The following is a 13313-nucleotide window of genomic DNA, read 5'->3' as shown; positions in this document are numbered from 1 at the left end:
GGAACCAAGGATGCCTGAGTCCGTTGCACAGCAATACCGGTATGATTTGCTGACCTGGCCCGAAATCAATGAGGCCGTCGCCATGAAGAAGGTCGTCGTGCTGCCGGTGGGCGCCACCGAGCAGCACGGGCCGCATCTCCCCCTCGACACCGACTTCAAGCTGGCGTCCTCCGTCGCGTACGAAGCCGGCAGGCGTTCACCCCTGGACATGCTGGTGATGCCGTCGGTGCCGTATGGCTACACCCACCACGTCCAGGATTTCCCGGGGACGATCAACATCGAGCCGAGCACGTTCATCAAGTACCTGGTAGACATCACCCGATCGGTGGCCTACCACGGATTCAAGCGCATCATCATCCTGAACGGCCACGGGTCCAATCACCATCTGGTCGAGCAGGCCGGCCGGCAGACCATCATGCAGACGGACGCACTGTGCGTCACGCTCTCCTGGTGGCAGCTCCTGGGCGAGTACTGGAACAAGGAGCTGCGCACCTCGGTGATCCCGGGCGGATGCGCGCACGCGTGCGAGCTGGAGACCTCCATGTATCTTCACGTGGACGCGGATCACGTCCAGACGGACAAGATCAAGGACAACCTGGCCGAGTACAAGTCGCTCCCGGGCGAGGACCGGTGGCACTTCAGCGACCTCACCGGGTCTTCGATTGCCACGCTGATCGAGTGGACGTCCACCTATACGCCGACTGGGGTGATCGGTCAACCGGAGCAGGCCTCGACGCTGAAAGGCCAGCGCGCGTTCGACTACGCCGCCGCCCAACTCGTGGACCTGGTGAGATGGTTCCGCACCCGGCTGGCCCCCCCGCGGCGAGAGCGGCACGCCACCCCGCCGACGTTCGCGCTGCCGTTCGGGATCTAGAAGTTACGCCCGCCCTTCGGCGGCGACCGGGTTGGTGAGCGTCCCGACCCTGGCGATCGAGATCTCGACCCGATCGCCGGGCTTGAGGAACACCGGCGGCTTCCGGATAAACCCGACTCCGCCTGGAGTTCCGGTGGCGATGACATCACCCGGTTCGAGCGTCATCGCCCGGGAGAGTTCGACGATGAGGTCGGGCACGCCGAAGATCAGGTGGCGGGTGTTCGACCGCTGCATCTCCGTCCCGTTCAACCGGAGGGAGACGTCGAGGACGTGCGGATCGCCGACCTCGTCGCCGGTCACCACGGCCGGGCCCATCGGGGCGAACGTGTCGAAGGTCTTCCCGATGAACCACTGGCTCGTGCGGAACTGCCAGTCTCGGGCGCTCACGTCGTTCATGATCGTGTAGCCTGCGATGGCATCCCGGGCCGCATCGCGGCTGACGCGGCGGCAGCGCGCGCCGATCACGACGGCCAGCTCCGCTTCGTAGTCCACCTGCTCGGAGTCGAGGGGAAGCACAATCGGCGCGCCCGGACCGATCACGGAGGTGACCGCTTTCGTGAAGAAGATCGGGACTTTGGGAATGGGCTGGCCGGTTTCTTCGGCATGGTCCCGGTAGTTGAGACCGACGCACACGACCTTGGAGGGTCGCGGCAGCGGGGAGAGCAGCCGAACCGAGGCCAGGGGACGCCGCGCCGCAGCCGGCGCCGCCTCGGCGGCCGCGCGGGCCCGGGCAATCGCGGCGGACCCTCCCTGCAGCAGCGAGACGAGGGAGGAGGGGGCGGTATCGCCCTTTCCCCACGCGGCACGGAGGTCGACGACGTCGGTCTCCCCGAGCGTGCCGACCCGCGCTTCTCCCCCGTGCTCGAACGTGACCAGCTTCATGACCTTCCCCCCAGGCTACGCCGTCGGACGGCTCGTGTACGCGCGGTCGATTTTGGCCGCCATGACAAAATCGCTCTCCGTGAGACCGTCGATCTTGTGCGTCCACAGGGAGACCCGGACCTCTCCCCAGCGGACGTAGAGGTCGGGATGATGTCCTTCGTGCTCCGCGACCTGAGTCACAGCGTTGACGAACTCGACCGCCTGCACGAAGTTCTTGAACCGGAAGGACTTGTGGAGTTTCTTGTTGGCCTCGACCGTCCATCCCTCCACCTGGGCCAGCAACGGGGCTATCTCAGCCGCGGTCAGCGGAGGCGTCCCGCCCAGGCAGGGGACACATGTCTTGTCGGCGAGCGGGCTCACAGCCATCTCGGTTGCCTCCCTGTGCCGATGCGGGAATGGGACCGCGGCACGGACTGGGTCCCGCCGCGCCGGTTGCCGATTCATTCGATCCGGCCTCACGCGACGCCTCTCTCCGGTGGCGGCGTGCCGGGGGGCCGCTGGGTCAGGAAGATCCGTGAGGCCCGCCGAGGGAGTCCGCGGCGACCTGGCCGGCTCCCTCCTGATCCTTGTACTGCAGCAGATACAGCTTGGCGTAGATGTCGCCGCGCGCGAGCAGCTCCCGGTGGGTTCCCTGCTCGGCGATCCGTCCCTTGTGCAGCACGATGATACGGTCGGCATGCTGGATTGTCGAGAGCCGGTGGGCGATGATGATCGAGGTGCGGCCCCGCAGCACGTTGGCCATCGCCCCTTGGATCAGCCGTTCCGTCTCCGCGTCCACGCTGCTCGTCGCCTCGTCGAGGACGAGCACGACCTCCGGGTTGTGCGCGATCGCGCGGGCAAATGCGATCAACTGTTTTTGTCCCACGGAGAGGCGGGCGCCGCGTTCCTGCACCTCGGTCCGATAGCCGTCCGGGAGACCATCGATGAACCGGGCGGCTCCGACGTACCTGGCCGCCTGCCGGATCTGTTCCTCGGTGATCTCGCGGTCGCCCAGCCGGATGTTGCGCTCGACCGTCCCCGAGAAGAGGAAGACATCCTGGAGCACGAGGCCGACGTGGCGGCGGAGGTCCTGCTGGCGGACCTGGCGGACGTCCACGCCGTCGATCAGCACCTGTCCCCGCTGCGGGTCGTAGAATCGCATCAACAGGTTGATGATGGATGTCTTCCCGGCGCCTGTGTGACCGACAACCGCCACCCGCTGCCCGGGTTCGATGGCGAACGAGACCCCCCGGAGCACCCATCCCTCGTCCTCCTCATAGGCGAACCACACGTCGCGGAACTCGATCCGGCCCCGCACCCGTGGCAGCATCACCGGGACGGGGGGATCTTGAAGGGTGACGGGTTCGTCAATGAGCCGGAAGATTCGCTCGGAGGAGGCCATCGCGGCTTGGAAGATGTTGAACTTGTCTGAGATGTCTCTGATCGGCTCGAAGAACCGGTCCGCGTACTGGAGCGCGGCGACCAGGACCCCGAGGGTGACGGCCCGCTGAACAACCTGGCCCCCGCCGTACCAGAGCAGCAGGGCGACCGCGAGGGTGCCCAGCACCTGGATCGCAGGGTAGAACTGGGAGAAATTCCTGGTGGCATCGAGGCTCGCGGCCAGATACTCGTTGTTGAGGGTCTCAAAGCGCTCGAGGCTCCGTCGCTCCCGGGTGAACAGCTGCACGACGCTCATCCCCATGATCTGCTCGTTGAGGTACGCGTTGATGCGGGCCAGGCGGGTCCGCGCCGCCCGGTACGCTTCCCGCGCCCGCACCCGGAACCGGTCTGTGACCCAGTATACGAGCGGGAGGACGGTGAATACGACCAGGGCGAGCCGCCAGTCCATCCAGAGCATCACCCCCACGATGCCGAACAGGGTGGCGATGTCTCCGAAGATGGCGACGACCCCGGAGGTGATGAGTTCGTTGAGCGCGTCCACGTCGTTGGTGATCCGCGTGACCAGCCGGCCGACCGGCGTTCTTGAGAAAAACGCCATCGGCAACCGCTGAATGTGCTCGAAGATGTGCATCCGCAGATCGTACATCGCGCGTTGTCCGACGAACTGCATCAGGTACGTCTGAAGCCAGCGTGTCGCAAACCCGATGCCGAGGACCAGGAGGTAGACGGCCGCCACCCCGCCTACACCGCGCAGATCCGCCGCCACCGGCCCGCCTCGGGCTCCGGGGACGATATACCGGTCGATCGCGACACGGTACAGCAAAGGCCCGACGAGATCGGTGAGCGAGGCGACAAGCAGCAGGGCGATGGCCATGGCCGTCGTCGTGCGGTAGGGGCGTATGTAGCCGAGGAGCCGTCGGATCAACCGGGCGTCGTACGTCCTACCGAGGATCTCGTCCTCTTGGAAGACGGTGCTCATGGGGGAGGAGGATCCTCCGCTTCCAACGCGTCGCGGAGCAGTTGTTTCTCGTAGAGGTCGGCGTAGAGGCCGCCCCGGGCGAGGAGGGAGACATGGGTCCCCTGCTGGACGATCCGTCCGTCGTCCAGCACCACGATCAGGTCCGCGTCTTGGATCGTGGAGATCCTGTGTGAGATCACAATGCTCGTCCGCGACGCCTGGGTTCGGCGGAGGCCGGCCAGGATCTCCCGCTCCGTGCTCGCATCCACGGAACTCAGGGCATCGTCGAGGATCAAGATCTTTGGTTCGCGGATCAGGGCCCGGGCGATCGCCGTCCGTTGTTTTTGGCCGCCGGACAGCGTGACGCCCCGTTCACCGACGACCGTGTCATACTTGTGAGGGAACTCCTCCACGTCCTGCGCGATTCGCGAGATCGCTGCGACCTCGGCAATGGCGCGTCCATCCGCGCCGTTCCCGTGGTCCGCGCCGAGGGCGATGTTCTCGGCCAGAGTATCCGAGAACAGGAACGTGTCCTGCGGGACGATCCCGATCGATCGCCGCAACGAGCCGAGCGACACCCGCCGGACATCGTGTCCGTCGACCAGCACCTCACCCTCGGTGGCGTCGAACAGGCGCGGGATCAAGTGCACCAGCGTGCTCTTCCCCGATCCGGTCGGGCCGACGATCGCCACGGTGCTCCCCGCGGGGATGGTCAGCGTGATGCCGTGAAGTACCGGGGCGCCGTTGTAGGCGAACGTGACATCCTTGAACTCGATCCGCCCCGATACCGGTTCGAGGACGACCGGGTCGGGCGGGTCGCTGATCTGCGGCCGCCGGTCGAAGATCTCGTCGAGGCGGTCCATAGAGGCCCGCCCCTGCTGCCAGAGGTTCGTCACCCAACCGAGGGCGATCATGGGGAAGCTCAACCTGGCGAGATAATAAGAAAATTGAACCATCTGGCCCAGCGTGATCCGGCCGCGGATGACGTCTGTGCCGCCCTGCCACAGCAGCACCACCGAGGCGACGCCGAGGATGAGCCCAATCGCCGGCCACAGCGCGCCCTGGATCCGGGCCAGCAGGAGGTTCGTGGTGACGACCTTCTCGTTTTCCGTACGAAACTCGGCCGTTTCAGCGTCCTCCTGGGCGAACGCCTTCACGACGCGGATCCCGCTGAAGTTCTCCTGCGCCCGAGCCGACAGCGCGCTGAATTGTTCCTGCACCCGGTCGAACCGCCGGTGAATCTCGCGCCCGAGGGCGATGAACAAGACGGTCACCAGAGGAAGGATCGTCATCGTCCACAGGGTGAGCCGCACGTCGATCGCGAGCATAAACGCGACGGAGACGATGAGCATGATCGTGGTGTGACACGACCGCATCAGGCCGATTCCGGCGAACCGCTGTACCGCGCGGATGTCGTTGACGGCGCGGGCCATCAGGTCACCGGTGCGGGCGCCGTGGAAGAATCCCAGGTGCATGCGCTGCAGGTGGGCGAAGTAATCCCGGCGGAGTTCGGCCTCGATCTCGAGGGCGGCGCCGAGGATGGCGAGGCGCATGGTGTAGTTAAAGGCCGCCTCGATGAGTGCCAGGACGACCAGCGCGGCCGCGAACCCGAGCAGCGTGACGCCCCCCACGCCTTGCCGGATCCCATCGATCGCCAGCTTGAGCGCCCACGGAGACAGCTGCGCCACCAGGATCGACGCCAGGACCGCGGCATAGCCCCGCAGATACGACCGCCGGTGCCGACGGATGTAACTCCAGAACCGCTGACTGAGCATGACGCTCCCACGATGTCAGAACGAGGAGTTTTCCCGGCGATTATACCACCCCCTCGACGGGGCCGGTGGGCCGTTCCCAGCAGGAACCCTCCGCGCGATCGAAGAACGGTCGCGCCATGAGCGTGGCGCGCCGTCTGGTGCGTGTGATCGTGGCGGTTCCCTTGCTGTCCGTCACCCTGGTGGCGATCCCCCTCCCGCGAGCAGCAGCTCAAGTGATCAAGGTGGGGGTCGTGGATTTCTATGCCCCGACCCCTCTGGGCGCATTCTCGGGGGTCTTCCCCGAGCGCTTGGCCGCCGACGAGCTGTCGGCGCTCCTGGCGCGGACGCCGGCGGGCCGGGTCGAGGTCATTCCGCGCCCGACGATGCAGCAGGCTGAAGGGGCGATGCGCTGGCAGGAACCCGACGTGCTCCACTTCGATCGTCTTCGCGCGCTTGCCCGCGCGGTGGCCGCGGACCGCCTGGTGGTGGGATGGATCCCGTTGCTGCAGGTCGAATCGGGCGGCGGAGGCAGCGTGCCCGTCCCGGACGACGGGAGCGTAGCGACCGCTCTCGTCAATGTCGTCGTCCAGGTGTTTGATGAAGCCCAGGCGCGGGTGGTGGGGGAGATCCGCCAGTCGGCGGATATCACGATTGGGGTCAGCCGCCCCCAACTTGCGACCCAGGTGCTGCACATCGCGCTCGAGCGCGCGCTGCCCGACGTCTTGAGAATGCTGACGGCAGGAGGAATCTAGGTGAGGGTCAGAGGGGGGATAACCAATGGCGGACACAATCCGGCTGGTTGACTACTTCTACATTGAAGCGAGCGACCGTCCGGGGGAGGGCGCGCGGATCCTGCAGCACCTCAAGGATGCCGGTGTGAACTTGTTGGTCCTGCATGCGTTCCCGGCCGGGAGGCGGACGCAGGTGGACGTCGTGCCCACGAACCCCAATGCGTTCAAGGCCGCGGCCAAGGCGGCCAAGTGGAAGGTGGTTGGCCCGAAGAAGGCGTTCATCATCGAAGGAGAGGACCGAGTGGGAGCGCTCGCTGACCATTTCGCCCAGCTCGGTGATGCGAAGATCAACCTGACGGCGATGAGCGCGACCTCCGCCGTGTCCGGCCGGTTCGGGGCCATTCTCTGGGTGAAGCCTCGCGACGTGAAGCGGGCGGCCAAGGCATTGGGAATCGGCTAGCAGCGGCTCATCCCGCCAAGTCGAAGGTTCCCTCTTCGCTTCGTTCTCGGAGTTCTGGCCATCGTCGCCAACTTCGGCGCCAAGGTGATGGCCGAAGTCCCGCTGCCCGCTGCGTTCGCAGCGCCGTCCCGCCGTTCCTGATTGCCTGCTCGCGGCAAGCCTGTTGAATGGGAGGCGGAGCCATGGCGAAGTACGCAGCCGCGGTGGATCAGGGGACCACAAGCACACGCTTCATGATCTTCAACCAAAATGGCGACGTGGTCGCGGTCGACCAGAAGGAGCATGAGCAGATTTATCCTAAGCCCGGGTGGGTTGAGCACGACCCCAAGGAAATTTGGCAGCGGACCCAAGACGTCATCAAAGGCGCGCTGGCGAAGGGAAAAGTCAACCCACGCGACCTTGCCGGAGTGGGCGTGACGAACCAGCGCGAGACCGCGGTGGTCTGGGACCGCAAAACCGGAACCCCCGTCCACAACGCCATCGTCTGGCAGGATACGCGTACCGACGCGATCTGCAACGAATTGTCCACGGGTGGTGGCCAAGATCGCTTTCGAGCGAAGACCGGGCTCCCGCTGGCCACCTATTTCTCGGGCCCCAAGATCAAGTGGATCATGGACAACGTCAGGGGAGTACGCGCGGCGGCGGAGCGAGGCGACGCCATCTTCGGCACCCTCGACACATGGGTGATCTGGTGGCTGACAGGCGGCCCGAACGGAGGGGTGCACGTTACGGACGTCACCAATGCCAGCCGAACCATGTTGATGAACCTGGAGACCCTGGACTGGGACGCCGAGATCCTCAACATCATGGGGGTACCCAGGGCGATGTTGCCCCAGATCCGGCCGTCCAGCGAGGTGTACGCCACGGCGAAGGGCGACCTCGACGGCGTCCCCGTGGCGGGCGACTTGGGGGATCAGCAAGCGGCCCTGTTTGGCCAGACCTGCTTCGGCGTTGGAGAAGCCAAGAATACGTATGGCACCGGCAACTTCATGCTGCTCAACACAGGCGAAAAGGCCGTGCAGTCGCGACACGGCCTCTTGACCACGCTCGGGTACAGAATCGGGGCGCAGAGGCCGGTGTACGCGCTGGAGGGTTCCGTCGCGATCACCGGAGCCCTCGTGCAATGGTTGCGCGACAACCTCGGCATGATCGCGAAGTCGGCCGATGTGGAGGCTCTCGCCAAAACGGTAGACGACAATGGCGGCATCTACTTTGTCCCTGCGTTCTCCGGCCTATTTGCTCCGTACTGGAAAAGCGACGCCAGGGGCGTGGTCGTCGGGCTGACGCGGTACGTGAACAAGGGTCACCTCGCGCGCGCGGCGCTCGAAGCCACCGCCTACCAAACGCGGGAGATCCTCGACGCGATGAACAAGGACTCCGGGGTAACGCTCACCTCCCTTAAAGTGGACGGGGGAATGGTCTACAACGACCTCCTCATGCAGTTCCAGGCGGACATCCTTGGGGTGCCCGTGCTCCGGCCGAAGGTCTCTGAGACGACCTCGTTAGGGGCGGCGTACGCCGCGGGGCTGGCGACCGGGCTGTGGTCGAAGGTCGACGATCTCCGGGCGAACTGGGCGAAGGACAAGGAGTGGCGGCCCCAGATGCCCGCGGACGTGCAGGACAAGCTGTACCGGGGATGGCTCAGGGCGGTCACCCGGACCTTCGACTGGGTGGAGGCGTAGCCACGCCCTCGGCGCAGCGACCGGACCGGCCGTATTGTATATAATGCATGAGCAGTCTTCGGCGGGGCCGGAGGGGTCGTGCAGCGGCTAGAGACTGATGTACTGGTGATCGGCGGCGGGTCCACCGGCACCGGTGTCGCCCGCGACGCCGCGATGCGCGGATTCCGGACCGTCCTGGTGGAGAAACGCGACCTGACACACGGGACGACCGGCCGGTACCACGGCCTGCTGCACTCCGGCGGACGGTACGTCGTGAAGGACCCGGAATCGGCCAAAGAGTGCATCGCGGAAAACCGCATCCTCCGCCGTATCATGCCCCACAGCATCGAAGATACCGGCGGACTCTTTGTCATCACCCCCTGGGACGACCCGGCCTACGGCGACCAGTTTCGGGCCGCCTGCGCTGCGTGCGGGGTCCCGTGTGAGGAGATGCCCGTCGCCGCCGCCCTCCACCTCGAGCCACGCCTGAACCCGAAGATCCAGCGCGCCTTCGCACTCCCCGATGGGGCGGCGGACTCGTTTCTCGCCACGCACGCCAACGCCGAGTCTGCGCGCGCCTACGGCGCCGAGATCCGCATCTATCATGAAGTGACGGCGCTCCTGCTGCGCGACGGCGTCGTTTGGGGCGCGCGAATCCGCGACCTGGTGCGGGATGAGGAGATCGAGGTCGAGGCGGCGGTCATCGTGAACGCGGCCGGAGCGTGGGCCGGTCGCATTGCCCGCCTGGCGGGGTGCGAGGTGAACGTCATTCCCGCCAAAGGCGTGATGGTCGCGATGAACCACCGGTTGGTGAATACCGTTCTCAACCGGTGCAAACTACCCGCTGACGGCGACATCCTCGTGCCGATCCGCACCGTGTGCGTGATCGGCACGACCGATCACAAGGTGCCTGATCCGGAGCGCTATGGGATCGAACCGTGGGAGGTCACGCTCTTGCTTGAAGAAGGGGAGAAGCTGGTCCCGGGCCTGGCAGGTGCTCGCGTCCTGCGGGCGTGGGCGGGCGTTCGCCCCCTATACTCCGAGCAAGCGACGAGCGACACGCGCGACGTCAGCCGGACGTATGCGCTGCTCGATCACGAGTCCCGGGACGCCATGCGGGGTTTCGTCACGATCACCGGCGGGAAATGGACCACGTACCGGCAGATGGCCGAGGTGACTCTGGACGCGATCTGCCGAAAACTGGGTGTCGAACGCCCCTGCCGGACGCACCTTGAAGCCCTGCCTGAGCCTCAGGAAGGGAAGTACTACACGCTCGGCGCTCCGCTTGCCGACATCGAGTCAGCGCACCACACGGCCGAGCTGCTGTGTGAGTGCGAGCTCGTCACTCAAGATCGCGTGGAGCGGGCCGTGGACGCGGGTGCCGTGACGCTCGATGATGTGCGCCGCGACGTGCGGCTTGGGATGGGACCCTGCCAGGGTGGTTTCTGCACGTACCGGGCCGCGGGGCTTCTCCAAGAACGCCGCAAGCCCGATGTCCGCGAGACGAACCTGGCCTTGCTCGACTTCCTGCAAGAACGCTGGAAGGGGCTCCAGGCCATCCTCTGGGGTGCACAGCTCCACCAGGCGCGGCTGGATGAGCTGATCTACCTGGGGATCATGAACGCCGATCATCTTGAAACAGGCGGGCGGAAGAGTCCGCTCACAGACTTCTACTTCCAGGAAGACTCCGGTCCACCCGAATCGCAGCGAGCTCCGGCGGGACGCGACCCGGCGTGATCTGTGACATCCTCGTCATCGGGGCCGGGCCGGCCGGGCTGACCGCCGCGCTGCACGCCGCTTCAGCCGGGGCCAAGACCGCGATCCTGGCGAAGGGGATCGGGACCACGCACTGGGCAGCCGGCTGGGTGGACATCCTCGGCTACTGGCCGCCCGGATCGCCTCAGCCTGTCCGGGATCCACGGGCCGCCGTCGGCGCCCTTGCGTCCGCCCTCCCCGGTCACCCGTATGCCCGCGCAGGGCTTCGCGCCCTGGATGAAGCGCTCCTCGCTTTCCAGCGCGCCGCCACCGCCGAAGGGATCCCTTATGCGGGGTCGCTGGACCGGAATCTCCTCGCGACCACCCCGTCGGGTTCACGCCGCCCGACCTGCCTCGTCCCCCATGCGATGCTCGAAGGAACACGCGTGGCCGCCGGAAGGACGCTGATCGTGGGGATCGGCGGCCTCCGCGACTTCTACGGCGCGTATATCGCGGCGAACCTGCGCGCGCAGGGCTGCGAGGCCGATCGGGCGATTGTGGAGGTCCCCGCTATTCGCGCCCGCAACCCCCAGACCACCGCGACCCTGGCGGCGATGCTCGAGGACCGGCCGGTGCGCGATGAGCTGATCCGCGCTGTGATACCCGTTGCGCGGGGATTTGACCGCATTGGCTTTCCGGCCGTGCTCGGCATGAACCGGCACAGGGAGGTTGTGGACGAGGTCGGAAAGGCGCTCGGGTCGGCCGTGTTCGAGATCCCCACACTGCCGCCCTCTGTTCCTGGAATCCGGCTGTTCGAGGCCTTGCGCAGGCGCTTGGCAGCCCTCGGTGTCCGCGTCATCATTGGATCGGAGGTCGTCCAGAGGTTTGCGGAGGGGAACCGGTTGTTGGGCATCGGCTCCGAGGCCGCGGCGCGGACGCAGCGTCAGACCGCCGGGGCCTTCATCCTCGCAACCGGAGGGATCCTCGGTGGAGGAATCGTGGCAGGCGCGGACGGGGCGGTGCGGGAGGCCGCCCTCGGGCTGCCCGTACACGCTCCGGTGGCTCGCGGGGCGTGGTTTTCGCCCCAGGCCCTTGCGCATCAAGGCCACCCCATCTTCCAGTCGGGAGTGCTCGTCAACGAGCGCATGCAGCCCGTCGGTCCACGGGGTGACGTCGCGTTTCGAAACGTCTATGCGGCCGGCGCCGTCCTGGCCGGCGCCGACGAATGGCGGGAGAAGTCGCATGAGGGGGTGGCCCTGGCGACCGGCTACCGGGCCGCGCAAGCGGCCACAGAACGCACGCGCCCAGCCGCTCAGGCGGACGCGGAGGCTTCGAGATGACGGACGTTGAGCTCAGCCTCGACGCGTGCATCAAGTGCAACATCTGTGTGTCCTACTGTCCGCCGGCCAAGGTCACGGATCTCTTTCCCGGCCCGAAGTACGCCGGCCCCCAGGCCCAGCGGTTTCGATCGCCGCGGGGCCCGTCTCCGGACGCCTCGGTGGACTACTGCAGCGGCTGTCGGGTGTGCAACCTCGTCTGCCCAGCGGGCGTGAGGATCGCCGAGCTGAATGCCAAGGCGCGGGCCAGGATGTATCGTGATCGGGGCGGGGTGCCCCTGCGGAACCGGCTGCTGGGCCGCTCCGAGTTGCTCGGTCGACTCGCCCATCCCGTCGCGCCGTTGGCCAACTACCTGCTGCATAACCCGATCTCCCGCTGGCTCGCGGACGCGTGGCTCGGCATCGACCGGCGCGCCCCGCTGCCGCGCTTTTCGCTGCACACGTTTCCCGGACCGGTCCGCAGCAAGTGGTCCCCCGCCTCCAATCCGCGCCGACGCGTCGTCTATTTTCACGGCTGCGCCACGCGCTATTACGAACCGTGGATCGGACGGGCCGCCGTGGCAGTGCTCGAACGGAACGGTATGGAAGTCGTGATACCGCCCCAGAACTGCTGCTCGCTGCCGATGCTCTCCAACGGGGAGTTCGACGCGGCCCGCCGGTATTACGATGGGAACCTCCGCACACTCGCCCCGCTTGCAGAGGCCGGGTGCGAGATCGTCGGGACGTCGACGAGCTGCACGCTGACGCTCAAAGAGGAGGCGCCTGACCTGCTGGAAGCGGACTCCGACGCGGGGCGCCTCGTCGCGGCCTCCACCAGCGATATCTGCGAATACCTCGTCCGTCTTCACGAGGCCGGAGCATTGGATACGGCGTTTCGGCCCCTCGAGCTGTCCGTCTTGTACCATGCTCCCTGCCAGCTGAACGCGCACCGGGTCGGCCACCCGGCGGCTGATCTCATGCGCCTGATTCCAGGTTTGACGGTTATCGAGAGCGAGCATCCCTGTTGCGGGATCGCTGGGACGTATGGGTTGAAAAAGGAGAAGTACGCCATCGGAATGGCGGTCGGGCAGCCGTTGTTTGACCGAGTGCAGCAAAGCGGGGCCCGCTTGAGCGTATGCGACAGCGAGACCTGTCGCTGGCAGATTGTCCATGGAACCGGGCTCCCATCGGTACACCCGATAGAGATCCTCGCGTGGTCCTACGGACTCGGTGAACCTCTGGCGATACGGAAGGGTTAGTGACCCCGGGGACCACCCAAGTCCTTCTTCCGAGCATTTTTCCCCATTCTTCCCCGTTCGAACATATGTATATCTTGACATCTCAATATCTCTCTGTTATCCTGCACGCAAACTCAGATGGTATGCTCGATCAGCCCGCTCGGACATTGTAAGAGCCTCGGAACCGAGCTTCAGCTCCCGGCGCCCCGATCTCAGATGTTACGCAGCCAGCGAATTCGGAAAGCCCCTGCGACCTTGACCTCGCCGCGCTTGAGCAGAGACTGGATGTCCTTGTAATGATCGTCGGGCAATGACCAGAGTTCCGCACCCGCACGGATGGCGGCACCTGCCAACAGGAGATCAA

The 13313-nt window shown here is 66.1% G+C and carries 11 protein-coding genes; 7 read left to right on the top strand and 4 right to left on the bottom strand.

Annotated features, from left to right (window positions below; translation table 11 throughout):
• The first annotated feature begins 10 nt into the window (after window positions 1-10).
• Window positions 11-874 carry a creatininase family protein gene (locus VFP86_05220; protein ID HET8999026.1) on the top strand — a complete coding sequence of 288 codons (864 nt, stop codon included), beginning with the start codon at window positions 11-13 and terminating at the stop codon, window positions 872-874.
• 3 nt (window positions 875-877) lie between these two features.
• Here VFP86_05220 and VFP86_05215 read toward each other — a convergent pair whose 3' ends face one another.
• The 4 genes from VFP86_05215 to VFP86_05200 form a co-directional block, all read right to left on the bottom strand.
• Window positions 878-1756: a fumarylacetoacetate hydrolase family protein gene (locus tag VFP86_05215; GenBank protein ID HET8999025.1), complete on the bottom strand. Its 879-nt coding sequence runs from the start codon at window positions 1754-1756 to the stop codon at window positions 878-880.
• Window positions 1757-1771: 15 nt separating this feature from the next.
• Window positions 1772-2122 carry a 4a-hydroxytetrahydrobiopterin dehydratase gene (locus VFP86_05210; GenBank protein HET8999024.1) on the bottom strand — a complete coding sequence of 117 codons (351 nt, stop codon included), beginning with the start codon at window positions 2120-2122 and terminating at the stop codon, window positions 1772-1774.
• A 136-nt stretch (window positions 2123-2258) separates the two neighbouring features.
• Window positions 2259-4115 (bottom strand): ABC transporter ATP-binding protein, encoded by a 1857-nt coding sequence (locus tag VFP86_05205; GenBank protein HET8999023.1) that lies wholly within the window; start codon window positions 4113-4115, stop codon window positions 2259-2261.
• Window positions 4112-5869, bottom strand: a complete 1758-nt coding sequence (locus tag VFP86_05200; GenBank protein ID HET8999022.1) for an ABC transporter ATP-binding protein — start codon at window positions 5867-5869, stop codon at window positions 4112-4114. The genes VFP86_05205 and VFP86_05200 overlap by 4 nt, the downstream gene beginning before the upstream one ends.
• 116 nt (window positions 5870-5985) lie before the next feature.
• Between VFP86_05200 and VFP86_05195 the strand changes: the two genes are divergently transcribed.
• The 6 genes from VFP86_05195 (at window position 5986) to VFP86_05170 (ending at window position 12970) form a co-directional block, all read left to right on the top strand.
• Complete coding sequence (locus VFP86_05195) at window positions 5986-6600, top strand: hypothetical protein (GenBank protein HET8999021.1); 615 nt, start codon at window positions 5986-5988, stop codon at window positions 6598-6600.
• Between the two features lie 25 nt (window positions 6601-6625).
• Entirely contained in the window at window positions 6626-7039 is a 414-nt protein-coding gene (locus VFP86_05190) for a hypothetical protein (protein HET8999020.1), read from the top strand.
• A 182-nt stretch (window positions 7040-7221) separates the two neighbouring features.
• Complete coding sequence (gene glpK, locus VFP86_05185; GenBank protein HET8999019.1) at window positions 7222-8721, top strand: glycerol kinase GlpK; 1500 nt, start codon at window positions 7222-7224, stop codon at window positions 8719-8721.
• 78 nt (window positions 8722-8799) lie between these two features.
• Window positions 8800-10437 (top strand): anaerobic glycerol-3-phosphate dehydrogenase subunit GlpA, encoded by a 1638-nt coding sequence (gene glpA / locus VFP86_05180; protein ID HET8999018.1) that lies wholly within the window; start codon window positions 8800-8802, stop codon window positions 10435-10437.
• On the top strand, window positions 10434-11735 hold the full coding sequence (gene glpB, locus VFP86_05175) for a glycerol-3-phosphate dehydrogenase subunit GlpB (protein ID HET8999017.1): 1302 nt from the start codon (window positions 10434-10436) through the stop codon (window positions 11733-11735). The genes glpA and glpB overlap by 4 nt, the downstream gene beginning before the upstream one ends.
• On the top strand, window positions 11732-12970 hold the full coding sequence (locus VFP86_05170; GenBank protein ID HET8999016.1) for an anaerobic glycerol-3-phosphate dehydrogenase subunit C: 1239 nt from the start codon (window positions 11732-11734) through the stop codon (window positions 12968-12970). Before glpB ends, VFP86_05170 begins: the two co-directional genes overlap by 4 nt.
• Window positions 12971-13313: the final 343 nt, after the last annotated feature.

This window comes from bacterium (genome assembly GCA_035703895.1).
Taxonomy (GTDB): Bacteria; Sysuimicrobiota; Sysuimicrobiia; order Sysuimicrobiales; family Segetimicrobiaceae; genus Segetimicrobium.
Note: the sequence above shows the minus strand (reverse complement) of the source record. Positions and strands in the feature narration are given on the sequence as shown.

Bases quoted from the DNA above. Each gene is read 5' to 3' on its own strand.
- glpK (HET8999019.1), top strand. From the start codon at position 7,222: ATGGCGAAGTACGCAGCCGCGGTGGATCAGGGGACCACAAGCACACGC.
- VFP86_05220 (HET8999026.1), top strand. From the start codon at position 11: ATGCCTGAGTCCGTTGCACAGCAATACCGGTATGATTTGCTGACCTGG.
- VFP86_05215 (HET8999025.1), bottom strand. From the start codon at position 1,756: ATGAAGCTGGTCACGTTCGAGCACGGGGGAGAAGCGCGGGTCGGCACG.
- VFP86_05170 (HET8999016.1), top strand. From the start codon at position 11,732: ATGACGGACGTTGAGCTCAGCCTCGACGCGTGCATCAAGTGCAACATC.
- VFP86_05195 (HET8999021.1), top strand. From the start codon at position 5,986: ATGAGCGTGGCGCGCCGTCTGGTGCGTGTGATCGTGGCGGTTCCCTTG.
- VFP86_05205 (HET8999023.1), bottom strand. From the start codon at position 4,115: ATGAGCACCGTCTTCCAAGAGGACGAGATCCTCGGTAGGACGTACGAC.
- VFP86_05190 (HET8999020.1), top strand. From the start codon at position 6,626: ATGGCGGACACAATCCGGCTGGTTGACTACTTCTACATTGAAGCGAGC.
- VFP86_05200 (HET8999022.1), bottom strand. From the start codon at position 5,869: ATGCTCAGTCAGCGGTTCTGGAGTTACATCCGTCGGCACCGGCGGTCG.
- VFP86_05210 (HET8999024.1), bottom strand. From the start codon at position 2,122: ATGGCTGTGAGCCCGCTCGCCGACAAGACATGTGTCCCCTGCCTGGGC.